20 protein-coding genes and 3 tRNA genes are annotated in these 22,647 nt (G+C 51.3%); 4 read left to right on the plus strand and 19 right to left on the minus strand.

Going from position 1 to position 22,647, the window contains the following annotated elements; translation table 11 throughout:
- Positions 1 to 67 precede the first annotated feature (67 nt).
- The 6 genes from AB7C91_RS02075 to ppk1 all read right to left on the minus strand — a co-directional run bounded on the left by AB7C91_RS02075 (position 68) and on the right by ppk1 (position 7,344).
- A complete protein-coding gene (locus tag AB7C91_RS02075) occupies positions 68 to 1,270 on the minus strand; it encodes an N-acetylglucosamine-6-phosphate deacetylase (RefSeq protein ID WP_428588894.1) in 1,203 nt (400 codons plus the stop codon).
- Positions 1,271 to 1,493: 223 nt separating this feature from the next.
- Positions 1,494 to 2,312 (minus strand): IS1634 family transposase, encoded by an 819-nt coding sequence (locus AB7C91_RS02080; protein WP_428588897.1) that lies wholly within the window; start codon positions 2,310 to 2,312, stop codon positions 1,494 to 1,496.
- Between the two features lie 157 nt (positions 2,313 to 2,469).
- The gene (locus tag AB7C91_RS02085) at positions 2,470 to 3,540 is read right to left on the minus strand and encodes an ATP-dependent 6-phosphofructokinase (RefSeq protein WP_332446720.1); all 1,071 of its coding nucleotides are present in this window, start codon (positions 3,538 to 3,540) and stop codon (positions 2,470 to 2,472) included.
- A 15-nt stretch (positions 3,541 to 3,555) separates the two neighbouring features.
- The gene (locus AB7C91_RS02090) at positions 3,556 to 4,299 is read right to left on the minus strand and encodes a ParA family protein (RefSeq protein WP_428588900.1); all 744 of its coding nucleotides are present in this window, start codon (positions 4,297 to 4,299) and stop codon (positions 3,556 to 3,558) included.
- Entirely contained in the window at positions 4,296 to 5,285 is a 990-nt protein-coding gene (locus AB7C91_RS02095) for a CHAD domain-containing protein (protein ID WP_428588903.1), read from the minus strand. Before AB7C91_RS02095 ends, AB7C91_RS02090 begins: the two co-directional genes overlap by 4 nt.
- Positions 5,278 to 7,344 carry a polyphosphate kinase 1 gene (gene ppk1 / locus AB7C91_RS02100; RefSeq protein WP_428588906.1) on the minus strand — a complete coding sequence of 689 codons (2,067 nt, stop codon included), beginning with the start codon at positions 7,342 to 7,344 and terminating at the stop codon, positions 5,278 to 5,280. Before ppk1 ends, AB7C91_RS02095 begins: the two co-directional genes overlap by 8 nt.
- Before the next feature lie 189 nt (positions 7,345 to 7,533).
- Between ppk1 and AB7C91_RS02105 the strand changes: the two genes are divergently transcribed.
- Together AB7C91_RS02105 and AB7C91_RS02110 are read left to right on the plus strand one after the other, a co-directional pair.
- Complete coding sequence (locus AB7C91_RS02105; protein ID WP_428588909.1) at positions 7,534 to 8,721, plus strand: aminopeptidase; 1,188 nt, start codon at positions 7,534 to 7,536, stop codon at positions 8,719 to 8,721.
- Positions 8,722 to 8,732: 11 nt separating this feature from the next.
- Complete coding sequence (locus tag AB7C91_RS02110) at positions 8,733 to 9,956, plus strand: aminopeptidase (protein ID WP_332446725.1); 1,224 nt, start codon at positions 8,733 to 8,735, stop codon at positions 9,954 to 9,956.
- On the opposite strand, the gene AB7C91_RS02115 is transcribed toward AB7C91_RS02110, so the two are convergent.
- The 7 genes from AB7C91_RS02115 to AB7C91_RS02145 form a co-directional block, all read right to left on the minus strand.
- Positions 9,953 to 10,714, minus strand: coding sequence for a type III pantothenate kinase (locus AB7C91_RS02115; RefSeq protein WP_332446726.1), 762 nt, complete (start codon positions 10,712 to 10,714; stop codon positions 9,953 to 9,955). The genes AB7C91_RS02110 and AB7C91_RS02115 overlap by 4 nt on opposite strands.
- Positions 10,715 to 10,724: 10 nt before the next feature.
- Positions 10,725 to 12,362 (minus strand): ABC-F family ATP-binding cassette domain-containing protein, encoded by a 1,638-nt coding sequence (locus tag AB7C91_RS02120; RefSeq protein ID WP_332446727.1) that lies wholly within the window; start codon positions 12,360 to 12,362, stop codon positions 10,725 to 10,727.
- A 74-nt stretch (positions 12,363 to 12,436) separates the two neighbouring features.
- Positions 12,437 to 12,508 (minus strand) — tRNA-Glu (locus tag AB7C91_RS02125).
- A 5-nt stretch (positions 12,509 to 12,513) separates the two neighbouring features.
- Positions 12,514 to 12,584, minus strand: a tRNA-Gln gene (locus AB7C91_RS02130).
- Between the two features lie 67 nt (positions 12,585 to 12,651).
- Positions 12,652 to 13,185, minus strand: coding sequence for an adenine phosphoribosyltransferase (locus tag AB7C91_RS02135; protein ID WP_332448268.1), 534 nt, complete (start codon positions 13,183 to 13,185; stop codon positions 12,652 to 12,654).
- Positions 13,182 to 14,216 (minus strand): tRNA (adenosine(37)-N6)-threonylcarbamoyltransferase complex transferase subunit TsaD, encoded by a 1,035-nt coding sequence (gene tsaD, locus AB7C91_RS02140; RefSeq protein WP_332448269.1) that lies wholly within the window; start codon positions 14,214 to 14,216, stop codon positions 13,182 to 13,184. The genes AB7C91_RS02135 and tsaD overlap by 4 nt, the downstream gene beginning before the upstream one ends.
- A complete protein-coding gene (locus tag AB7C91_RS02145; protein ID WP_332448270.1) occupies positions 14,216 to 14,509 on the minus strand; it encodes a hypothetical protein in 294 nt (97 codons plus the stop codon). Before AB7C91_RS02145 ends, tsaD begins: the two co-directional genes overlap by 1 nt.
- Positions 14,510 to 14,690: 181 nt before the next feature.
- Here AB7C91_RS02145 and AB7C91_RS02150 point away from each other — a divergent pair.
- Positions 14,691 to 14,762 (plus strand) — tRNA-Thr (locus AB7C91_RS02150).
- Between the two features lie 92 nt (positions 14,763 to 14,854).
- Here the strand turns inward: AB7C91_RS02150 and ppdK are convergent.
- From ppdK to AB7C91_RS02180, 6 genes are all read right to left on the minus strand, one after another.
- Positions 14,855 to 17,566, minus strand: a complete 2,712-nt coding sequence (gene ppdK, locus AB7C91_RS02155) for a pyruvate, phosphate dikinase (RefSeq protein ID WP_332448271.1) — start codon at positions 17,564 to 17,566, stop codon at positions 14,855 to 14,857.
- A gap of 375 nt (positions 17,567 to 17,941) precedes the next feature.
- A complete protein-coding gene (locus AB7C91_RS02160) occupies positions 17,942 to 18,745 on the minus strand; it encodes a gluconate 5-dehydrogenase (protein WP_332448272.1) in 804 nt (267 codons plus the stop codon).
- 11 nt (positions 18,746 to 18,756) lie between these two features.
- A complete protein-coding gene (gene kduI, locus AB7C91_RS02165; protein ID WP_332448285.1) occupies positions 18,757 to 19,599 on the minus strand; it encodes a 5-dehydro-4-deoxy-D-glucuronate isomerase in 843 nt (280 codons plus the stop codon).
- Between the two features lie 26 nt (positions 19,600 to 19,625).
- The gene (locus AB7C91_RS02170; RefSeq protein WP_332448273.1) at positions 19,626 to 20,360 is read right to left on the minus strand and encodes a GntR family transcriptional regulator; all 735 of its coding nucleotides are present in this window, start codon (positions 20,358 to 20,360) and stop codon (positions 19,626 to 19,628) included.
- Between the two features lie 183 nt (positions 20,361 to 20,543).
- Positions 20,544 to 21,428 carry an RNA polymerase sigma factor RpoD/SigA gene (locus AB7C91_RS02175; protein ID WP_332448274.1) on the minus strand — a complete coding sequence of 295 codons (885 nt, stop codon included), beginning with the start codon at positions 21,426 to 21,428 and terminating at the stop codon, positions 20,544 to 20,546.
- 245 nt (positions 21,429 to 21,673) lie between these two features.
- Complete coding sequence (locus AB7C91_RS02180; RefSeq protein ID WP_332448275.1) at positions 21,674 to 22,129, minus strand: hypothetical protein; 456 nt, start codon at positions 22,127 to 22,129, stop codon at positions 21,674 to 21,676.
- A gap of 223 nt (positions 22,130 to 22,352) precedes the next feature.
- Between AB7C91_RS02180 and AB7C91_RS02185 the strand changes: the two genes are divergently transcribed.
- Positions 22,353 to 22,625 carry a co-chaperone GroES gene (locus tag AB7C91_RS02185; RefSeq protein ID WP_332448276.1) on the plus strand — a complete coding sequence of 91 codons (273 nt, stop codon included), beginning with the start codon at positions 22,353 to 22,355 and terminating at the stop codon, positions 22,623 to 22,625.
- The last annotated feature ends 22 nt before the right edge of the window (positions 22,626 to 22,647 follow it).

Consider the following 22,647-nt stretch of genomic DNA (forward strand, 5'->3'; position numbering starts at 1 on the left):
AAAGAATGTACGTAAGATTTTGGAATCATCTTCGTAGTGATACGCGATGATTCCTTTCTTTCATCACCTAGCACACATCATTCCCTACCGACCATTCATGAGACTTGGCAGTACATTTCTGCTCTGCCTTGAAAACCTCTTGGATCTCCATGTCAGAAGAAAGCATCACCAAGTCAGCCTTGTATCCGGGTTTGATGCTGCCTCGATCTGTTTGCGAAAGCACCCGTAAGGGATTTTCACACGCAACTTGAAAGAAGGATTGCTTGTCCAGTAAATTTTTATGAACAAGGTTCTTTGCTGATTCGCTGATCAGCATCGCAGAGCCTATCAGTATGTCACTTTCACGGTAATAGCAGGCTTTTCCATTCGAATAGATTTGCCTGCCCAAATAGATGCCTTCACCGGCGCCCATACCCGCCAAACACATGGCATCAGAAACCACGCATAGCCTTTCAGTGCCAAGTGAATTGATCGTCAAGTCTATCACTGACGGATGCACATGCACTTCATCACAAACAAGTTCATACGTTGCATGGCTGAATTCACGGACAAACGGCATGGCTGCCAAACCAGGGCGCTTGTGATCTATGCCACTCATTGCATTGAAGAGGTGGGTAAGGTGAATCGTATTCCTAGGTTTCAATGCCTCCAGGGGACAATCACTATGGCCATAGGCCACAACAATGTTGTTCTGCTCCAAGATACTCGAGAGTTCTTCACTGCCTTGCAGTTCAGGAGCTATGGTCATCGAGGTGACAAGTGGTTTCTTTCCACACTTGATTGCAAGAATACTGTCCAGATACTCCCTATCAAAGGCCCTAATACCTGAAGATAGGATGCCACCCTTTTTTTCAGGTGCGATAAAAGGACCTTCCACATAGACCCCAAGCAGATGGGATGACAGGAAAGCACTTGTATCCATTGCTTTCTTGATCTGGCCCAAGAGATCCAAATCCATGACAACTGCAAGCTGGAAACTCGTTATACCCTTCCCTGCAAGAAACAGGGCCATGCCTTCAAGGTTTTCCTGTACATTACCTCTGGTTGAATCAAAACCCCCACAGCCATGGATGTGCATATCGACAAGGCCAGGGCCCACAAGGTTACCCTTGGCATCATACTGCTTGAGATGCTGTACCCTCTTTTGCTCATACTTGCCAACATACGTGATGATTCCCTCACTCACCACTATGGTGATGTCACGTAGCAGAGCCCCATCCGTATAGGCCAAAGCGTGGGTTATCGCATAGTCACCTTCATAATTAACCATTTGTTCCTGCTCCGTATTAGAAGAATCGGGTTTGTATGTATAGGGTACATGGAATACAAGACTCTTGATACTCATCATATACTTGGGGATCAAGCTTCCTGCTTTTCAAATCCTTCAATCCCAGCTATACAGGCATAGGAGAATCACCTTACATAGAGGTAAAATCTATCACATCCTGTCAATACATGCGATATGTATACTGCTCTTGTATTCTTTCTTAAGATCATAGCTTGCAGCGCAGGGCCTCAACTACTGTGTCTTCAGAGCCGGTGCGAAGCTTCTCGCCGATAATAAAGTCTCCGCATTCCCTCAAGAACACTTTGCGATTCTCAACACTGTTGAATCCGGCATCGCCCACCAGGATGACTCTACCCAGGTTCCACTGGCCGAGGTCACTCTTCACCTGATCAACGATCTTCTGGTCGCGGGTATTGCCGGGGAAGGTCCAGCATCGTATGGGGATGCCCTGTTTTGTAACCGCAAAGGCGATGGAGACGGTGGGAAGTTCCGGATGATTGTCCTTGCTTCTTCCCCGCTTGAGCAGTCCCGAAGGACTGTCATCGACTTCACATTCGGAGTAGGTGTTCGTCATATCCAGGAACACCAGATCGAGTTCCTGCTTCGCTTCCTTTGCAACGGAAGTGAATGCTGCATGCTGTACCTGTTCATCCGACTCGACCAGAAGGTTCATCGTCCGGTAGAGGTTGTGCACGTCCACCTCTTTCAGATCGGGAACGAGCACCTTGTTGCCGACCCAGTGCTCGATGGACAGCTTGGAGCCGGGACTGGTGATACGGGAGGCGACCATGGCGAAGATCATTCGTTCAACAGGATTCCTGAACTTCCTGTCTTCCACAACACAAGAGCTTGCCTTTCCCAGGCCAAGACTGTCTGTGATGTAATAACGCCTTCTCCATCCGTGGCCGTGCAGCCTGGTGCGGCAGAAGGTGCAGGAGTAAACACACAGGATTTGGGCATTGGGAGGGCCTTCGCCTTCGACCACTTGCAATTCTGCCAATTCAATGGCAATCTCTAGAAGCATTATTGCAACTTGGAGAGGGACAACTTTGGTCGGGAAGCCCTCTCCTTTTCCTTTCTAGGAGAATGTACAAAAAATGTACCATGCTTAGGCCACTCTTGCTAAAGCAATCTACAATTTTCTGTTCTCTTCCTGATTAAGCAATTTGCCGGCTAACCCCTTAAGCTCCTAAGCAGACGCCAATCTTCCGTGCACTTTCAACTAAATAGTGGTCGGTCGGTATATATTTTACCGGCCCTGCAACCTTCTCCAGTGCCACCGGCACGATCTTATTATGCTGGAATGCCATCATGGAACCCCATTTGTCCTTCATGATTTCGATCGCACAACGGCTTCCCAACGCCGTGGAAAGCATCCGGTCGTAGGGAGTGGGAGTACCTCCGCGTTGCACATACCCCAAGATGGTGACCCTTGTCTCCCTTCCTGTCATCTGTTCCAAAGTTTTTGCAAGTTCCGCGGTTCGGGTCTTGAGCATCAGCTCGACCTTTTCCTCTCCTCCTTCTTCCTCCCGAATCTTGGCCATCGTCTTGGAGATGGCCCCCTCGGCTACGACTACAATTGAGAATCGCTTACCCTCCCTGCTTCGTCGAAGAATGGCGTCGGCAATGACCTGCTCGTCATAGGGGAATTCAGGGAGCAGGATGACATCGGCCCCACCGGCAAGGCCGCTGCCCAGTGCAAGCCAACCGACCTTATGCCCCATGGTCTCCAGGATAATAATCCTGTGATGACTGGAAGCTGTGCTATGGAGCCGGTCGACCGCCTCGGTTGCAATCATCATTGCAGTATCATAGCCGAAGGATACTTCGGTATGAACGATATCATTGTCGATGGTTTTGGGAAGCGTGAGAATGTTCAAACCTGCTTTCGCCAGTCGATAGGAGTTCTTCTGGGTTCCACCGCCTCCCAGGCACACCAATCCGCTGAGGTTGTTGGAATAATAATTCTCCACGATCACATCAGTCATATCCATGATCTTTCCACCCACCGGCATCTTATGCGGCTTGTCCCGACTGGAACCAAGAATGGTACCACCCCGGGTGATGATGCCACTGAGATAGCTGTCATTCAGTTCGACATATCGATTCTCCATCAACCCACGGAATCCATCAAGGAACCCGATCAAGGTGTATCCACCCTCATGCAACAAGGTCTTTCCCACTGCTCTGATTGCCGAATTCAAACCCGGGGTATCTCCCCCACTCGTCAGGATACCGATCAACTTACTCATCTGTTTTTCTCCTCATCACATGCCAAGCAAGACTCCCAATTCCGAAAACAACGCCGTAAAGGCCTGAGAACCGACACCTTTCGGCTTCTGGACAGCCAACGGCTGCATATGCACAGTCATCTGTTCAATTTCACTTCGATAGGGGATGGTTGTATGCAACGCCTCCTCCCTGTTCTTCAATGCATCAGCCACGCTTCGGTGCAAACGCTTGCGTTGGTCCATCATGGAGATGAACGGATGCACCTTGCGTCGGTCGAGGCCGAACCCCTCGACCTGCTCGAGCAATTGTTCATACGCCTGAATAGCCAACACCGTCGGGATAACGGGAACAACCAAAAGATCACACGAAATCAGGACATTCTTACCGATCAAACCCATGGCAGGCGGCGTATCGATGACCACCAGATCATACACCCCTTCGAGCGTTCCCAGACTTTTCTCCAACCTATGGGAGCTGTGTTTTTTCTCCTCGATCATTGATTCCAGATCCCGGTAAGCCGCAGAAGGCGGCAGCACATCCAAAAAGGGGTAATCCGTCGCCCTCGCCTGCTTGGTCAAAGCTTTCCCCCCCTTGATCAACGCATCAGGTCCGTGGCTCTTGCGTGCATGGACCTGCAGGCAGAAGGATGATGATCCCAAAGGATCGAGATCAACCAACAATGTCCTTGATCCTCTCAAAGCGGAGGCGTAGGCAAGATTCACACTGGCCGTACTCTTGCCCACCCCACCTTTGAGACTGTACAAGGAAAGTATTTTCATCTCTGCTCCTCCCAATACGTCTTGCTCAATTGACGATAGGTCTGTACCAACGCATCAATGGCAAGATCCAACTCGATCAAAGCCTTCTTGACGACAAGCGGCGGTTTCTTGCATTTCTGCAGTCTGTCCTGCATCATGATCCGGTCATGCCAGGCTCCCAGAGCATCCTGCAACTGAACAAGATCCTCACGTTTTCCCAGACCGGCAAGCTCGTTAGCATGGCGAAGTGTCTTGATCCTTTTCCGCACCGAATGCATTGCCTTGATGTCCCGGGCGGAATGTACTTGGTGCATCGCCCGTACCATGGCTTGAAAGGATACATCCACCAATCGCTGCGGTTCAAACGCACTGAGCGCAAGAGCTGATGCATCGATTACTTCCTCCAGCTGGACAAACATGTCCCCAGATAGCATCGACTGGAGGTCACGCACCAACACATTCCTTTTCTTGACGGGAAAAAAGGAAGCAAGCCCATATTGTGCATAGAGCCCTTCCAAAACCTGATGATCGCGCAGTTTTCCACTCTGCTTGAAAAGCGCGCATAATGATCTGGTGAAGCGCTGTCTCTCTTCTTTTTCCATTCCTCGGGTCAATAACGCAAGGATGGTCAGGATCTTGCGTAGGGCCACGCGCCAGTCATGCAACCTGTCCATGTCAAGGAGGATCTGTGATTGATCTTGTAGCAACGCAAGCTGTTTGCGTGCAAATATGGTTACCGGTCCGCTGACCAGCTCACGCAAAGCCTTCGCCTGCAGCACCTGTTCCAGACATTCTGATTTGCCCTGCTGCGGATACAGCTCCATGCGCTTTTCCTCGGGATAATACCGGAGTATCGCGACTGCATCCAACTGTGGGTCACTCAGTACTCCCTGTTCATACAGCTCGGTATGATCCCATGCGATGGTAAAGGGAAGAAAGGCTTGCGCCCAATCATCCAATGTGAGTGTTTTCCCGACCAGCAGATATATGCTTTCAGATTTACTCATGCTGCGTGTCTCCTTGCTCTTTGTACCAACGATACAAATCCCGTTGTGCACGTCTCTCATTACTTTGACCGGTTTGCAACCGCTGATTGAAGTGGGCCTCCCCCAAATCAAAGGAAGCATAGGTATCGGCCCAATGGGCCTGCAGGAATACCTCAAGCTCAGCTTGGATTTCCGGACTATACACCGGAACCATAACCTCAATACGGGTATCGAGGTTGCGTTCCATCCAATCCGCCGACCCCAGGAAATACAAAGGCTTGCCCTTGTTGTGGAATTTGACCACCCGGGTATGCTCAAGATATCGGTCGATCAAGGCTTTTCCCTGCACATGATGGTTGCTTTCAGGCAATGCCATGGAGCATATGCCTCTGATCATGAGTTTCAGGTCCACACCGCTCTTCTGCGCCTTGGTCAGTTGCTTGATCAACTGGCCGTCCACCAGATTGTTGAGTTTCAGGATGATCTGTGCGGGATTGCCCGCCTTCGCTTGCTCCATTTCCTTCTTGATCAGGTTGATGAACCGTTTTCTGGTATGAAACGGCGATACGATGAGCTGCTTGAATTTCACATCGGCAAATCCACGTTCAAGCAACAGAAACAACTGGTCAATCTCCTTGGTCAGCTTCGGATGGGAGGTAAGCAACAGATGGTCACTGTACTGACGAGCGGTAATTTCATTGAAATTCCCTGTCCCGATCATAGCTATTTGGGTTGTTTTCTTGCCGTGCAGGCGGGTGATGATGCACAGCTTGCTATGGACCTTCATCCCTTCCACCCCACTGATGAGGTTGATATGGTGCTCGGTGGTGAGTAATTCGGTCCATTGCATATTGATTTCCTCATCGAAGCGGGCCTGCAATTCTAGATACAACGTCACTTCCTTGCCGTTCCTTGCGGCATTCTGCAGGGCGTTGATCACACTGGAATTCTGAGGAACTCGATAGAGGGTCATCTTGATCGAGCGTACCGAGGCATCGAGGGCAGCCTCTCTGAGTAGGTCAATAAGGTAGTCGTACCTGTGGTAGGGAAGCGTAAGCAGATGGTCGCGCTCCTCTATCTGGTCGAGCAGACTGCGCTTGTCATCAAGCGTATGATGCTTCAGGGGTGTTTGCTGCTCAAAATACAAGGAGTCATTCCCCACTTCGGGAAATCTGAGCAAATCTCGGACGTTGTGGTATCGACCTCCCGCAATAATGATCCTGCAGTGTGTCAGTTGGGCTTTTTCGGTGATGTATGCGAGCATGCGTTGCGGCATTTCGCGATCATAGACGAACCGTACCGGATCGCCTTGGCTGCGCTGCTTGATGGAGGCGGAAAGCTTCTCATAGAGGCTGCGGGTTATCTCATCGGTCAGATCATATTCCCCATCCCTATTGATTTTGATCGTATAGGCATCGAACCGGTCGTACGGGAGCGTCTTGAAAATCTCCGCCAATTTGAACCGGATGACATCCTCCAGATAGATGAACTGATGCCATCCTCCCCTTCCGGGAAGCGAAACAAAGCGCACCAAGAGATCGGTCGGCACTTCAATCAAGGCATATTGGAAGTGTTGGGGATCGTCTTTCCGGTACATATGGACGGCTAGATACAGCGTTACATGCTTGAGATACGGAAACGGCCGGTTTGGATCAAGCAGAATCGGAAACAGCCGGCTGCGAAGCGTCTGGCTGAAGAAGCCCTCCAGGTATTCCTGTTGGGCATCATTCAGCTCATCTTCATTCACCACCTTGATCGAATGTTTCTTCAGCTCTACAAATAACTGTTCAACGACTGCATCCAACCGAAGATTCAGCCGTTTCACTTCCTTGAGAATCTGCTTGAGCAATATTTTCGGCTGGATATCGCTCTTGATCGGATGATTTACCGGATCCAGAAGCGCACGATGCAAGGAACCAATCCGGACCGCATAGAATTCATCCAAATTGGAAGAGAAGATACCGGCAAACTTCAACCGTTCCATCAACGGGGTATTCTGGCCTTCAGCAGCCATCAACACCCGCTCATTGAAGCTCAACCATCGAAGCTCGCGATTGACATAATTCGTCTTTGCTCCCATACAGCCTCTCTACAAGCAGTATAGAGGAGCATTTCCAGCGAAGTCCATGAATTATCGCCTTAAAAACGTCAATTTGTTTTAGCTATATCAATTTTGTTCCACCTTCATCCAGAAAGAGCAAACATTTCTGCAAGGGTATTTTCTCTTTGCCGAATTTGCTATGATGAATTCCAGTCCAGGGAGGACCCCATGGAAGATCTGATCAGACGATATGCCCAACTTATCATACAGAGCCAATTGAAACTCAGGCCCGGAGACAGCGTATCCATCAACACGGAAGCTGCAATCATGGGATTCGCACGATACCTTGCAAAGGAAGCAACCATGGTGACCGGTCAGACCGTCACCATCGTTGAAACCAATCACGGCAAGGTGATCGAGGCCATTCCCATCGAACCGGAACAGCAGGAAATTTTCCGTCCACCGGTACAAGCGGTGGTGATGTGCCATCTCTTCGATCTCGATGCAAGCCCGTACCTGCAGGATCTGGACTTGGGCAAAGCCGTCGAGGATGTAGGCCTGCTTGCCCGCTTCGGTCATTTGAGCGAACCGGTGTTTCTCGACCGAAGGATAGCGGTTGCCTGGGCGAATGTCCCCTATCCCGGAAATCAATGGGCTGCAAATGTGCTCGGCCGAAATGCAAGCGAGGAAGAGACCTGGCTGCTGTTCGGTGCCCTGTTCCGTCTCGATTCCGATTGGGCATCCTCCTTCTGGGATGAGCAGGCGAATCTGCTTGAATATCGGAAACAAAGACTAAACGCACTCGGACGTGTCGACATCAAGCTTATCGGCGATGGGTGGGAATGCAGGGGAAGCAGTGCAGATGACACTCAGTGGGCCGGCGGGAGGCAGATGCTGAAAAACGGCCGCATTTTCTCACCCATGCTCCCAATGCAAAGCATCCATGTCGCCTTGGATGCAACCTCGACACAGGGAACTCTCCGTTCCTCCCGTCCTTTTTATGTCTTGGGGAAAGAGGTTATAGGCGCCACGTTCACCATCAGGGACGGAAAGGTCACTCATTTCGAAGCCGAACAAGGAAAAGAAGCCCTGGCAGCGTTCTTTTCCATCGATGAAGGGGCCGCACGAGTCGCCGAACTCTCGCTTGCGGATAATGATACGATCGAAAGCAGATATCTAGGACGGTCGGTGCACGCCCACTTTGCCAAGGAAATGACGACAACCTTGGTGTTGGGAGGGTTTTCTCTCGATACGCTCAAGACGCAGCAAACCGAGGATGACATCGTACAGAGCAAGCTCAACCAATCCTTGGTACGCTTGGAAATACCGGTCGGCGATGACCATCTTTCCGTTGTACTGACCAAGAAAGATGGAGAAGAACTCGAGGTGGTCACCGAAGGTGTCCACAGAAACTAAGGAGATACTACATGGATCAAGCAAGCATCGACCGATATGCCGACCTGGTGATCAAAAAAGGCATCAACCTGCAAAAGGGCAAGGGTGTCGTGGTACTTACCGGACCGGGAACCTATTATTTTGCACGGGCACTCTCCAAATCGGCATACCGCAACGGAGCAAGCTTCGTTCAGGTCCTGCTCGATGACCTGGATGTACTGGCTGAACGCCTGAACGCACAAGATGATGCACAGCTGAAATTCAGCCCCGCCTTTTTGAAGGCGCTCGATCATGAGTTCTGTGCCGAGGGATGGTCGTACATCCGCATCGATTCAACCGAGGACCGGCTCGATCACCCGGTGCTGGACCAACACAAGAACCAAGTGTACGGAAAGGCAAAACGTGAGTTCAGTGAAGTCCGGTCCAAGAAATTGATGCGCGACCAGCTTGCCTGGTGCGTCTGCTGTGCGCCGGGAAATCTCTGGGCACACCAAGTATTGGGAGAACATGCAAGTGCGGAAGATCTGTTTGATGTCCTCAACCCCATCCTGCTGCTCGACCAGCCAGATCCCCAGGGAGCATGGGAGGAGAAGAATGCCATGCTCGATCGACGAAGAGACTTCCTCAATGACTTACATATCGACCGTCTGCATTTTCTCAGCAGCAAGACCGACCTGACCATCGGCTTCACCGAACGATCCCGCTTCACCGGTGGGGCGGCGCTGCTGCCCGAGGGCATCCGCTTCTTCCCCAACCTGCCCACTGAGGAAATCTTCACTACACCGGACCGACTGCGTGCACAAGGGTATGTTACCACCACGAAACCGGTAAACGTCATGGAAAACGTAACCGAAGAAGTACGGTTCACCTTCGAGAACGGCAAGGTGGTTGACTATACAGCCAAGACGGGCAAAGAAGCACTCGATGCCTTTTTCTCCGTCGATGAAGGCACGAGGCGGCTCGGAGAGGTCGCTCTGGTCGATGAAACCAGCCCGATTGCACAAAGCAATCTGATCTTCCATTCAATTCTGCTTGATGAGAACGCTTCCTGCCACCTTGCACTCGGCGATGGGTATCCCAGTACCTTGGAAGGGGGAAACGCCTTGTCCAGCGATGAACAGCTGCATCAGGCTGGATGCAATACTTCCTTGATGCATATCGATTTCATGATCGGCAGCAAAGATATGACCATCATTGCCTATACACGTGACGGCGCTTCCGTCAAATTGATGGAACAGGGAAAGTTTGTCTTTTAGTTCAAGTCGCTGATGAGCTTCAGCCCATCGAGGGTGTGCATGACCGAAACCTGGTTGATCCGGTCGATGAGCGGTGCAATGGTCCTGCATAACCCTCCGGTCGCAATCACATACACTTCCCTGCCGAGTTCAAGTTCGGTTCGCTCGATGATGGTCTTGACCATGCCGCTGTATCCGAACATGATCCCACTGCGAATCGATTCCTGGCTGTTCCGTCCGATTACGGAATGGGGTATCTTGAGCTCCACTTGGGGAAGTTGCGCCGTATTGCCGAACAATGCATTGACTGCGGTGACCAATCCGGGAGCAATCGAGGCCCCAAGAACCGATCCGTCGCTGTCGACGGTGGTAAGTGTCAGGGCGGTGCCGAAATCAACGATTACAGCCGGTCCGTTTGGGTGCATGTAATGCGCCTGGGCTGCGTTTGCCAGCAGATCGCTTCCCAATTCCTGGGGAATCGTCTCTTTCTTGAGTCCGGAATTCACCGAATGATCGACCATCAGGGGCTGAACGTCGAATAGACGGGAAATGTTCTTCTGCATCGAACGAGTGAGATTGGGTACGACCGAACTGATCACCGCCCGATTGATATCGTGCTTATGCAGATCGGCATGGCTCATCAGGCTGTCCAGTACCACGAAATACTCGTCACTGGTCTTGCGCTGGTCGCTGTAGATTCTGAATGACTGTAACCAAGTATGGCCGTCATGGACGGCTATCACTATGTTCGTGTTCCCAATATCCACCGCTACCAGCATGCAACACCTCCTAGAGGGCTATGGCATGATGAGAACCACTGTACTTCTCATCCCGCAATGCTTTGATGGCTTCGTCGGCAAAATACTCCTCAAAGCCCATCATCCTGTCAATCACCCCATTGGGCGTGAATTCAATAATCCGGTTTGCGATGGTTTCCACGAACTGGTGGTCATGGCTGTTGAACAGCAATACCCCGTTGAAATCGATCAAGCCATCATTGAGTGCGGTGATTGCTTCCAGGTCCAAGTGGCTGGTGGGTTCGTCCAAAATCATGCAATTGGACTGTTCGAGCATCATGCGTGCAAGCACACACCGTACCTTTTCTCCCCCGCTGAGCACTGTGCAATCCTTCAAGGCTTCGTCCCCGCTGAACAGCATTCGCCCCAAAAAGGAACGGATGTACGTGTCGTCCTTGTCCTCACTGTAGGTTCTCAGCCAATCGGTGATGGAAAGATGCTCCTCGAACAAATGGCTGTTGTTCTTGGGGAAATAGGAAAGACTGGTCGTCACTCCCCATGCAAAACTTCCGCTGTCAGGTTCCATGTTTCCGCTCAGAATCTCAAACAGCACCGTCTTCGCATAATGGTTCGGTCCCACGAAGGCAACCTTGTCGCCGCTGTTCAATACCAGATCGAAATTATCCAGGATTTTCTCCCCCTCAATCTCCTTGGACAAAGCCTTGATCTCGAGGATGTTCTTTCCGCATTCACGCAAAGGCTTGAAGGCAACATAGGGAAAACGACGGCTGGAGGGCTTGATGTCGTCGATGGTAAGCTTGTCGATCAGTTTCTTTCGGCTGGTAGCCTGTTTTGCTTTCGCCACATTGCTGGAGAAGCGAAGGATGAACTCCTTCAGTTCCGCAATTTTTTCCTCACGCCGCTTCTTCTCATCCTTCATCTGCTTGGCGGCCAATTGGCTGGATAGATACCAGAAATCATAGTTGCCCACATACAATTGGATCTTACCGTAGTCGATGTCGGCAATGTGGGTGCAAACGGTATTGAGGAAGTGACGGTCGTGGCTGACGACGATCACCGTATTATCGAAGTTGGCCAAAAAGTCCTCAAGCCAATGAATCGATTCGAGGTCAAGGTGGTTGGTGGGTTCGTCCAACAGCAGGATATCAGGGTTGCCGAACAACGCCTGGGCAAGCAACACCCTGACCTTGATGTTGTCCTCGACATCCGCCATTTTCTTCTGCTGCAAATCGGTGGAGATACCCAGTCCATCGAGCATCTGGGCAGCCTGCGCTTCCGCTTCCCAGCCCCCGAGTTCCGCGAATTCCCCTTCCAATTCGGCGGCACGAAGTCCATCTTCCTCGGTGAAATCTTCCTTGGCATAGATGGTATCGCGTTCCTTCATCACGGCATACAGCTGTTCGTACCCCATGATGACGGTTTCCAACACGGTATAGTCGTTGAAAGCAAAGTGATCCTGCCTCAATACAGCCATACGCTGACCGGAGGATATAATCACTTCTCCGGTATCGGCTTCGATTTCCCCGGACAGGATTTTCAGGAACGTGGACTTACCCGCCCCGTTCGCCCCAATGATACCGTAACAGTTTCCCGGAGTGAATTTTATATTGACTTCTTTGAAGAGAACTTGTGTTCCGTACGAAAGACCGATGTTTGACGCTGTAATCATGGTGTGCAGTTCCTCTTGACTAGTGTACCGAAAAAAAAGGACAACCTGCAAGGCTGTCCCTCCCATACTTGAAATAGTTCCTAGGGGAATCGAACCCCTATTTAGAGACTGAGAATCTCCTGTCCTAACCATTAGACGAAGGAACCGATGCCTGGGATGGAGGGATTCGAACCCCCAAAGGCAGAACCAGAATCTGCAGTGTTACCATTACACTACATCCCAATTTCAAAATCCTGTGGTAGGATACGGAAATGCGTTTGCTTTGTCAAGTAGGAGCGATTTTTTCTTCCTACTCGCCGTGGTAGACCTGCAGCACCTGTACCGGGTAGCCGGCAAGCACCTGTTCATAGTTGAGGAAGGGAAGCCCGATCACCCCCATGAAGCCTTCCACGACAGCCCCGTGTTCCTCGAACATGACGGCGGCCGCTTTCAAGGTTCCGCCGGTGGCGATCAGATCATCGACCAAAAGTACATGTTTGCCTTCCTGGACATCCACTTCCTGTACACAAATCACATCACACCCATACTCCAAGGCAAAACTTTTGGTATATGCCTTGTTGGGAAGTTTTCCGAGCTTGCGGACAAGGATCAGGGGAACACCGAGTCGCTCTGCAAGCGGCGCTGCAAACACAAACCCTCTGGCTTCCACCGCTGCGATGGAATCGATGTTCCGCCCAGCGCATAATCGTGCCATCTCCTCTATGCAATAGCGGAACGCTTCGGGAACGGCAAGAATCCCGGTGATGTCATAAAAGAGTACCCCTTCCTTGGGGAAATCAGGTACTTTGCGAATTACCGTGTCCAAATCATAGGTCGTATTCATGGCTTCACTCTCTGCAGATATTGTTTTTTAAAAGCTGTAACCCGAGCACTGGCTGACTCGGAAAAATCTGAGCGTATTCCATCATTCAGGTACCGATACCCCAATGCGGCTATCATTGCCCCATTATCGGTACACAATTTAAGCGAGGGAAAGGATACCTCATAGCCGCCTTCCGACAACTTGTTGAGTTCACTTCTGAGATAGCTGTTCGCGGCTACACCGCCGCCGGCACTCACCCGCTTCATTCCTGTTTCCTCCAAAGCCGAACGAACCCGCTTCATCAGCATGTTGACGGCACTGCGCTGGAAGGATGCAGCAATGTTTTCCGCACTTTTTGCACTGGTGCCGTTCCAAAAACTTTCCAATTGGTTGATGGCGGCGGTTTTCAAACCACTATAGGAAATATCGTACGGGTGATCCTTCGTACGGAGCGTGGGACCGGGGAAAAGAAATGCATTCGCATCCCCTTCCTTGGCCAGATGATCGAGGGCCACACCACCTGGATATCCGAAACCATAATGCTTGGCCACCTTGTCGAAGGCTTCCCCGATGGCATCGTCGATGGTTGTTCCCAACACCTCAATCTGGTCATATCCGTCCACCCGACATATTACGGTGTGCCCACCGGAAACCAGAACCCCGAGATAAGGATAAGCCAGCGGGTGCTCAATTTGTGAAGCATATAAATGCGCCCTGATATGATCCACCATCAGAAAGGGGATGTCCAGAGATGCTGCAAACCCTTTGGCAAAACTCACTCCCACCAGCAGGGAGCCGAGCAAACCAGGACGACCGGTGACCGCTACGGCATCAATCTCGTCAGGACGAAGTTGTGCCTTGGCTAAAGCGGCTTTCACCACCTGGGATATCCACTCGGTATGGAGACGGGATGCCAATTCAGGGACCACCCCTTCATAGGGCTTGTGCAATTCTATCTGTGTGGCTATGACATTGCTGAGAATGGTATGCCCATCGACGACGACGGCTGCCGAACATTCATCGCAGGAGGTCTCAATGCCGAGGACTCTCATTACTGGTCATCCTCGTCATCATCATCGTATGTATCGAAATCATCATCATCGTCATCGGAAAGGAATGCATAATCCTCGGATTCAAAGGAAAATTCATCCTCACTGACCAGCTCGGCTATGTCGCTGAGCTGCAACCCATATTCCAAGGCATTGGGAAACATATCAAGCAGGAACTGAGCAACCTCCGGTTGCCAGCCTACCCCTACTTTGGTTCTTGTTTTTTGTTTCTCGGTATTCAGCAAGACAACCACCTCCTGGGCGACGGCATGACTGAATAAAGCTTGTGTTTTCAATGTGTCTCTCTTCCTAATTCAAGCGTACCTGCAAATGGACCGAAGGTCAAGGCGACATAGATGCAACCGAAACGCTCAGGCAAGCTCCGCATTGGTTTTCTCCGTTCCGCGTGCAGAGTTTTTTTTCCGTATATCCCCTTCACAAACAACGTATTTTACGGTACTCTATGCAGGCTTATAAGCCAAAATAGCTCAGGGGTAGAGCAGCTCACTCGTAATGAGCAGGTCAAGGGTTCAATTCCCTTTTTTGGCTCTGACGGTTCCTTCGGGAGCCGTTTTTTATTTGCCCAGATACAGAATATCCCGGACAAAAGTCCGGGATATTGTTGTAATACTTACAATTAATTACTTGCTCTTCTTTGCCGCGATGGCTGCCTGGGCAGCTGCCAGACGGGCAATGGGAACCCGGAACGGAGAACAGGAAACATAATCCAAGCCGATCTTATTGCAGAAAGCAATGGTCTTCGGATCACCGCCATGCTCGCCACAGATACCAAGGATGATATCGGGATTGGTCGATCTGCCGAGTTTCACCGCCATTTCCACAAGCTTGCCGACACCGTCGACATCGATGGATGCAAACGGATCATATTCGTAGAACTGCTTGTCCGGATCGTTTACATATGCACCGAGGAAGGAAGCAGCATCGTCTCGGCTGAATCCACAGGTCATCTGGGTCAGGTCGTTCGTGCCGAAGCTGAAGAATTCTGCTTCCCGGGCGATCTCATCCGCGGTGATGGCAGCTCTCGGAACTTCGATCATCGTACCGATCTTGTACTCCACATGCATCTGCTGTTCTTCAAAGATCTGCTCGATCACCTCAAGCGCATGCTGTTTGGTGAACAGGAACTCCTTGTAGTTGCCTACCAAGGGAATCATAATCTCAGGCAGCACATCGATGCCTTGGCGCTTCACATTGATTGCAGCCTCGATGATCGCCCTGACCTGCATGCGCAGGATCTCAGGATAGATGATCGCAAGGCGGCAACCACGGAATCCGAGCATCGGGTTGAACTCATGGAGTGCACTCGATTTCTGGGCAACCTCTTCCACCGTCAGTCCCATCTGCAATGCCAACTCATGACGGCTGGTATGGTCATTGGGGAGGAATTCATGCAACGGAGGATCGAGCAGACGGATGGTGGCGGGACGTCCCTGTAGTGCTTGGTAAATCGCCTCGAAGTCTCCGCGCTGCATCGGCAGCAGCTCGGAGAGGGCTTTCTCCCGTTCCACCGTGTTGTTGGCAAGAATCATCTTGCGGATCGACATGATGCGGTTTCCACCGAAGAACATATGCTCGGTGCGGCACAAGCCGATGCCTTCGGCACCGAAGGCAACCGCCATCTCGGTATCGTGGGGAGTATCGGCATTGGTATATACACCCAACCGCTTCTGTGACTGCACATATCCCATGAAGGTCTTGTAGTTCTGGAATACAGTGGATTCGCTTTCCTTCATCGTCTTGTTGAGCACCTGCACAATCTCGGATGCCTTCACCGGAATCTTCGAGGCAAAGATGGCGCCCGTAAACCCGTCGATGGAAAGATAATCGCCCTCGCTGAGGGTGGTCCCCTTCACTTCCAGATACTTCTTCGGCTCATTGACGCGAATCTCTCCGGCACCACTGACGCAGGGACAGCCCATTCCACGGGCGACGACTGCAGCATGGCTGGTCATACCACCGCGACAGGTCACCACACCCTTGGCAACCGCCATTCCCCCGATATCCTCAGGGCTGGTTTCCGTACGGACCAGAATGACGTCCTTTCCCTGGGCAGCCATTTCCTCCGCCTTCTCAGCGGTGAAATAGATCTGACCGCAGGCACCGCCGGGAGAAGCATTCAATCCATGGGTGATTTCAACCAAGGAATTGTCCCGAATGTACTTCCCATCCAAAATCGGGGCGAACAATTTGCCGAATTCCGAAGCGGGAACCCTGCTGACAGCGGTTTCCTTGGAAATAAGCCCCTCTTCCACCATCTCGACCTGAGTGCGAAGCCAGCTGAAAATCGTACGTTTGCCATTACGGGTCTGCAGCATGTACAGCTTGCCTTCCTGAATGGTGAACTCCACATCCTGCATATCCTTGTAGTGATTCTCCAGGATTGAGCGGATTTCCACCAATTGGTCATACACCTCGGGGTTCACCGCACGCAGCGTCTCGATCGTCTGCGGGGTGCGGATGCCGGCGACCACGTCCTCTCCCTGGGCATTCATCAGGTACTCGCCGTAGAACTGGTTCTCTCCAGTCGACGGGTCACGGGTGAAGGCGACACCGGTACCGCTGGTATCACCCATGTTGCCGAACACCATGCTCTGGACGTTGACGGCAGTCCCGAGCAATCCGCGGATATCGTTCATCTGACGATACTTGATGGCCCGTTCATTGTTCCATGACTTGAAGACTGCATTGATCGCCTTGAACAACTGGTCACTGGGATCGGTGGGAAAATCCTCTCCAGTATAGCGTTTGTAGATGCGCTGGTAGCGGGAAATGACTTCCTGAAGGTCCTTGCTGTCCAATTCAGTGTCAAGCACCTTGTTCGCGGCATCCTTCACATCCTGCAAGGCCGTCTCGAACTCATGATGGGGCACACCCATCACTACATCGCCGAACATCTGCATGAAACGACGATAACTGTCCCAAGCGAACCGCTCATTGTTGGTCTTCGCAATCAAAGCCTGTATGGAAGCCGGGGTAAGCCCGAGATTGAGGATGGTATCCATCATGCCGGGCATGGACTGTGCGGCGCCACTGCGCACGGAGACGAGCAAGGGATTCTCTGCATCCCCAAGCTTTGCGCCCATCAATTCTTCGAGTCTGGCAAGGTTTTCAAGCACCTGTTCCCGCATTCCTTCGGGATACGCTCCCTTGTGGGAACTATAATACGCACATGCTTCGGTGCTGATCGTAAAGCCCGGGGGCACAGGAAGACCAATGCTGGTCATTTCGGCGAGGTTGGCACCTTTTCCGCCGAGCAGCTCTTTCATCTGAGCTGTTCCATCTGCCTTACCGGAGCCAAAGAAATAGACATACTTCGTTTTCTTCTCTGCCATAATTGACTCCTCTTTCTTTCACTATTCTAGACGGACAAATCCTATCTGTTCAGCGGGCACCTGTCAATCAAATCAAAGAGGAAAACTGTAAGAATGACGCTACCAAGTTGTTATTAGATAAATATTTGTTCATTCACTTTTTGGAACACGATTCCAATTTTAGAATTTTCAGCAAAGTTTCCGTACCATTGTCGATACTGAGTTATTTCTCAATTTTGCAACTTTTAATTTAGAATTTCGGGATACCTAAGAGAAGAAACGCAGAAGCCATTTTTCCCGTAATTTCTGCAACAAACGGAAACATTGACGGAAACCGTCCAAAAAAAGAAACAGCCCACAAGAATCTGAGTTGTGATTCCTGTGGGCTTTGCTGGATCAGGGTTGCTTGCCGATATAGGCGAGGATGCCGCCGTCAACATACAGCACGTGACCATTGACGAAATCGCTGGCCTTGGATGCCAAGAACAATGCAGGGCCCTGCAGGTCCTCGGTCGTCCCCCATCGCTCGGCCGGCGTCTTGGCCACGATGAACGAGTCGAACGGATGGCGGCTGCCGTCCGCCTGCCGTTCGCGCAGCGGGGCCGTCTGCGGCGTAGCTATGTAGCCCGGCCCGATGCCGTTGCACTGAATGTTGTACTTGCCGTACTCGCTGGCGATATTGCGCGTCAGCATCTTCAATCCGCCCTTGGCCGCAGCGTATGCGCTCACCGTCTCGCGGCCCAATTCGCTCATCATCGAGCAGATGTTGATGATCTTCCCGGTTTTACGTTCCATCATCGACGGCAGCACCGCCTTGGACACGATGAACGGAGCGGTCAGATCAATGTCGATGACCTTGCGCCAGTCCGCCGCCGCCATCTCGTGCATCGGAACCCTGCGGATGATCCCGGCATTGTTCACCAGGATGTCGATCGGCCCCAGGTCGGTCTCAATCTTCTTCGCCGTTTCGACCACCGAAGCTTCGTCGGTCACATCGCATACATATCCGACGGCATTGATACCCGCTTCCTTGTAGGATGCCAGACCCTTGTCCACCAGTTCCTGGTTGATGTCATTGAATGCGATCCTCGCACCGGCTCTTGCATATGCGCTCGCGATCGCGAAGCCGATACCGTAGCTCGCACCCGTCACCCAGGCAACCTTGCCTTCCAGATTGAATTGTTCGTGTAGGTAATCCATATATATATCCTCTACCTCAGATCCTCGGTCGCCACCCAGTCCATGTCCGTATATGTGCGGTTCTCTCCGCACATCGACCAGATGAACGTATAATTGCTCGTCCCCACCCCGCTGTGGATCGACCACGACGGGTTGATGACCGCCTCCTCGTTGTGCACCATCACATGACGGGTCTCCTGCGGTTCCCCGAACAGGTGTACCAGTGTCTGGTTTTCCTTCACGTCGAAGTAGAAGTACACCTCCATCCTCCGCTCGTGCGTATGTGACGGCATCGTGTTCCAGACGCTGCCGCTCTCCAGCTGTGTCAGCCCCATCGAAAGCTGGCAGGTGTCCAGCACGTCCGGGTGAATGTACTGGTTGATCGTCCGTGCGTTGCTGTCTTGCGCACTTCCCGCCGGCACATGCTTGGCTTCGGCGAACACGATATGCTTGGCCTCGAACGCCTGGTGTGCGGGCGTGCTGCTCATGTAGAATTTCGCCGGCCGGCTCTTGTCCAGGCTGCCCATCACCACCTTCCTCGTTCCCTTCGGCAGGTACAGCCCGTCGAAATGCACCAGATCATAGCGTTTCCCGTCGGCCACGACGTATCCATCACCACCGATGTTGATCATCCCCAGCTCCCGCCGCTCCAGGAAGTAGGAAACCCCGAACTCCTTCATCGCATCGATGTTCTGCTCCAAATCGAGCTCCCGCTGTACCGGCATCGAGCCCATCGTCACAATCCGGTCGATGTGCGAGTACACCCCGCTCACCTCGTCCGCACGGAAGATGCCCTGCACCAGAAATTCCTGGCGCAGCTGTTCGGTTGTCATGTGCTTGAATGCTTCTTTTCCCGTTGAATACCGTGTATCCATACAAATCTCCTTCTCAATGAGACTGGTCATGTGAGACAATCGGGCCTTCGGACGGCCAAAGCCTTGTCCAAATAGGTACCGATATCCTCTGCATCGGAGAAATAGGAAGCCAACTCTTGGCGCAGCGATGTTTGCATTCTTCGTATCCCGCCGAAAAGATGATACTTCACCACTTCCTCCATTTGTGTATACGCCTGCGATTCGATCAAGGAGAGCAATACCTTGTGTTCCTTGAGGATTTCCTTGAAATTATGGATCTCAACGATGTCCAGCATGCGAAACCGGGTGTAATATACCTCGGAATCCTGGATTACCTGCCAAAAGAGCGGCAATCCCATCTCGGTGAACCACCGTTGGTGCAACTCAGAATCAAGTGCATAAAACCGGGAAGCCTCAAACGTGTCCTGGGAAAGCAGGATCTCCTGGTTGCGTACGATATGGGATCCTCGTTCCAGGGCAAACGCATCGCCTTGCTTGGCGAAGTCGGCTATCACCTTGGTCTCCAGGGTGACACGCATGAGTATCCATTGGTAGATGTCTGCAAAGCGCAGCAACGTGGATCTCACCCCCTTGTAGGGGACGAATTCCATGAGGCCGGCATCACACAACCGCTCCAAGGCAGTATGCACGGGTGTCCGGCTTGCCTCAAAGCGGTCACAAATATCCTGTTCCCGTACCAATTGCCCGGGTCTGATGTCCAAGCTGATGATTTGCCTGCGCAACGACGAGTAGATGAGATTGGTCGTATCCTTGGAACGCATCAACACTTCCTTGATTGCATGCGATTCTATAAATTCGCATACGAATTTTTCTTACACAGAATAGCACGGGGTCATTGCGGTGTCAACCAGGGACTGTATCGGTGAAAGGGAGCATCGACGCAAGAAAAACCGGACATGCAACATGCCCGGTTTCCATCTATATTGATACACCTCGAGGGTGCGTTATGCGATGTAGGATTCCACCAACTTGCTCTTGGCAGGATTTCTCAGACGTTCAAGCGCCTTCTTCTCAATCTGGCGGATCCGTTCCTTGGTGAGGTTGTACAATTCCCCGATTTCCTTCAAGGACATCGGATTCTTCCCATCAAGGCCGAACCGCAACTCCAGAATCTCTCGTTCCTTGTCGGTCAGACTCGACAGGAGGGTACGCACATCATCCTTCAACGATTGGTCGAGCAACGACTGCTCGGGATTCTGACTCTCATCCTCCAGAAAATCACCGATGTTGCTGGCATTGCCGTCGTTGAACAGAGGGGCGTCCAAGCTAACCATGTCACGACTGATGGACAGAAGGTTTGCCACATGCTCGGGTTCAAACCCCGTCAAGTTTCCGATTTCCTCCATGCTCGGGTCCTCGGTGCTCAAATCCTTCATCAAGCTGCGCTGAGCCTTCTGGATCTGCAGCAACTCGTTGGTGCGGTTCAGGGGAAGCCGAACCGCCCTGCTCTTCTCATTGATCGCTTTCATGATCGACTGACGGATCCACCAGACTGCATAGCTGATGAAGTGGTATCCCTTCTCAGGGTCGAATTTTTCCAAAGCGGTCATGAGCCCGATGTTTCCTTCATTGATCAGATCCCCAAGAGGAATTCCCTGATTCTGGTACTTCTTGGCTACATTCACCACAAACCGAAGATTGGATTCGATCATCCGATTGCGTGCAAAGGCATCACCTTTCTGAGCCCGTCTGGCAAGCAGGAGTTCTTCCTGCGCGCTGAGCAGCGGAATTCGGTTGATTTCCTTCAAATACATGCTCAGGATATTGGCATCATCATAAGAAAGAGAAGCATCATCGGTATGAGTAAGCATTTCGCGTCTGGTTTTCATATAAGAACCCTCCCTTCTGGGTGTTGGAAAGGTAGTTGCAATTAGCGTGCCAATTATTTATAGATGTATATTATTTTATTCATTACAATAATTTACAATTTTTTCGCACAAAAAGCGCTTGGGAAAAACAACCAAAGAACAGGAATTTTCCCAGCCTGATTGCATCATTTTGACACACCTGACAGAATTCAAGAGAATACAGGGACATTCTGACCCATCTGATACCAAAACACAGTGGATCGGATCTACCCAATCGACCACATCGACTCAGATTCCTCCATCATCCACGGAAAATCGAGTTCGATCGAACTGAACCAGCGTGCAAGATTTTCCTCGGCAATTGCGATCTCACTCTCCCCGAGTTCCTGCATCAGCTGCTCGTACTCTGCTTTCAGATAGTCGTGGATCATGTCGCCTTCACTAAGAGAACAGCACAACCTCGCCTTTCCCATCAAATACAGAGAAAATTGGCGGCGGAAGAAATCAAGCCAGTTTTTGTCGGATGTATGCATTTCGTTTCCACGAATCAAAAAAGCATCAATATAACAATTCAGGCTTTGCATCATGTCCTGGGATTTAGCGAAAAGACAGCCAAGCTGATAGAAATACCGACCCACCTGTTCAACGGGGGTATTTGCACAGAGAAACGGAGTATCCGCCTGTCGTATCAATTGTGTCTGAAAATCTCTTGTCCCTTCCATAGTCTTCCGATTCCTTGTATCTGCATACCGAATATAACAACAGCATCTGTAATCGGCAAGCAATGGGTGTTGTTTTTACCCAGTGCGCAGGTTCTGCACACCTTTGCATCAGTTTCTGCAAATCGTCTTGCCTGTCTTTGTACTTTTGACTATATTATCGAAAGCGAAGGCGATGCCCTCGTACAGAAACTACCACATATATCTATGGTTGGAGGAAGATACAATGACCATTAAGCCTTTGGCAGACAGAGTTTTGGTAAAGATTGAGGAAGTTCAGGAAAAGACCGCCAGCGGCCTGTACATTCCACAGACAGCTCAGGAAAAAACCCAGATCGGCACGGTTGTAGCCGTCGGGGAAGGAACTGATGAAGTCAAGATCACCGTGAAGGCAGGAGACCGCGTCATGCATGACAAGTATGCCGGAACCGCCGTCAAGGCTGATGGCAAGGAGTATCTGATCCTCAGCATGAAGGATGTCCTTGCAGTCATCGAGTAAAAGCTCCTACACAAGTATACAG

Source organism: Sphaerochaeta sp., assembly GCF_050256055.1.
Lineage (GTDB): Bacteria > Spirochaetota > Spirochaetia > Sphaerochaetales > Sphaerochaetaceae > Sphaerochaeta.

Bases quoted from the DNA above. Each gene is read 5' to 3' on its own strand.
- AB7C91_RS02075 (WP_428588894.1), bottom strand. From the start codon at position 1,270: ATGGTTAATTATGAAGGTGACTATGCGATAACCCACGCTTTGGCCTAT.
- AB7C91_RS02080 (WP_428588897.1), bottom strand. From the start codon at position 2,312: ATGCTTCTAGAGATTGCCATTGAATTGGCAGAATTGCAAGTGGTCGAA.
- AB7C91_RS02085 (WP_332446720.1), bottom strand. From the start codon at position 3,540: ATGAGTAAGTTGATCGGTATCCTGACGAGTGGGGGAGATACCCCGGGT.
- AB7C91_RS02090 (WP_428588900.1), bottom strand. From the start codon at position 4,299: ATGAAAATACTTTCCTTGTACAGTCTCAAAGGTGGGGTGGGCAAGAGT.
- AB7C91_RS02095 (WP_428588903.1), bottom strand. From the start codon at position 5,285: ATGAGTAAATCTGAAAGCATATATCTGCTGGTCGGGAAAACACTCACA.
- ppk1 (WP_428588906.1), bottom strand. From the start codon at position 7,344: ATGGGAGCAAAGACGAATTATGTCAATCGCGAGCTTCGATGGTTGAGC.
- AB7C91_RS02105 (WP_428588909.1), top strand. From the start codon at position 7,534: ATGGAAGATCTGATCAGACGATATGCCCAACTTATCATACAGAGCCAA.
- AB7C91_RS02110 (WP_332446725.1), top strand. From the start codon at position 8,733: ATGGATCAAGCAAGCATCGACCGATATGCCGACCTGGTGATCAAAAAA.
- AB7C91_RS02115 (WP_332446726.1), bottom strand. From the start codon at position 10,714: ATGCTGGTAGCGGTGGATATTGGGAACACGAACATAGTGATAGCCGTC.
- AB7C91_RS02120 (WP_332446727.1), bottom strand. From the start codon at position 12,362: ATGATTACAGCGTCAAACATCGGTCTTTCGTACGGAACACAAGTTCTC.
- AB7C91_RS02135 (WP_332448268.1), bottom strand. From the start codon at position 13,185: ATGAATACGACCTATGATTTGGACACGGTAATTCGCAAAGTACCTGAT.
- tsaD (WP_332448269.1), bottom strand. From the start codon at position 14,216: ATGAGAGTCCTCGGCATTGAGACCTCCTGCGATGAATGTTCGGCAGCC.
- ppdK (WP_332448271.1), bottom strand. From the start codon at position 17,566: ATGGCAGAGAAGAAAACGAAGTATGTCTATTTCTTTGGCTCCGGTAAG.
- AB7C91_RS02160 (WP_332448272.1), bottom strand. From the start codon at position 18,745: ATGGATTACCTACACGAACAATTCAATCTGGAAGGCAAGGTTGCCTGG.
- kduI (WP_332448285.1), bottom strand. From the start codon at position 19,599: ATGGATACACGGTATTCAACGGGAAAAGAAGCATTCAAGCACATGACA.
- AB7C91_RS02170 (WP_332448273.1), bottom strand. From the start codon at position 20,360: ATGCGTTCCAAGGATACGACCAATCTCATCTACTCGTCGTTGCGCAGG.
- AB7C91_RS02175 (WP_332448274.1), bottom strand. From the start codon at position 21,428: ATGAAAACCAGACGCGAAATGCTTACTCATACCGATGATGCTTCTCTT.
- AB7C91_RS02180 (WP_332448275.1), bottom strand. From the start codon at position 22,129: ATGGAAGGGACAAGAGATTTTCAGACACAATTGATACGACAGGCGGAT.
- AB7C91_RS02185 (WP_332448276.1), top strand. From the start codon at position 22,353: ATGACCATTAAGCCTTTGGCAGACAGAGTTTTGGTAAAGATTGAGGAA.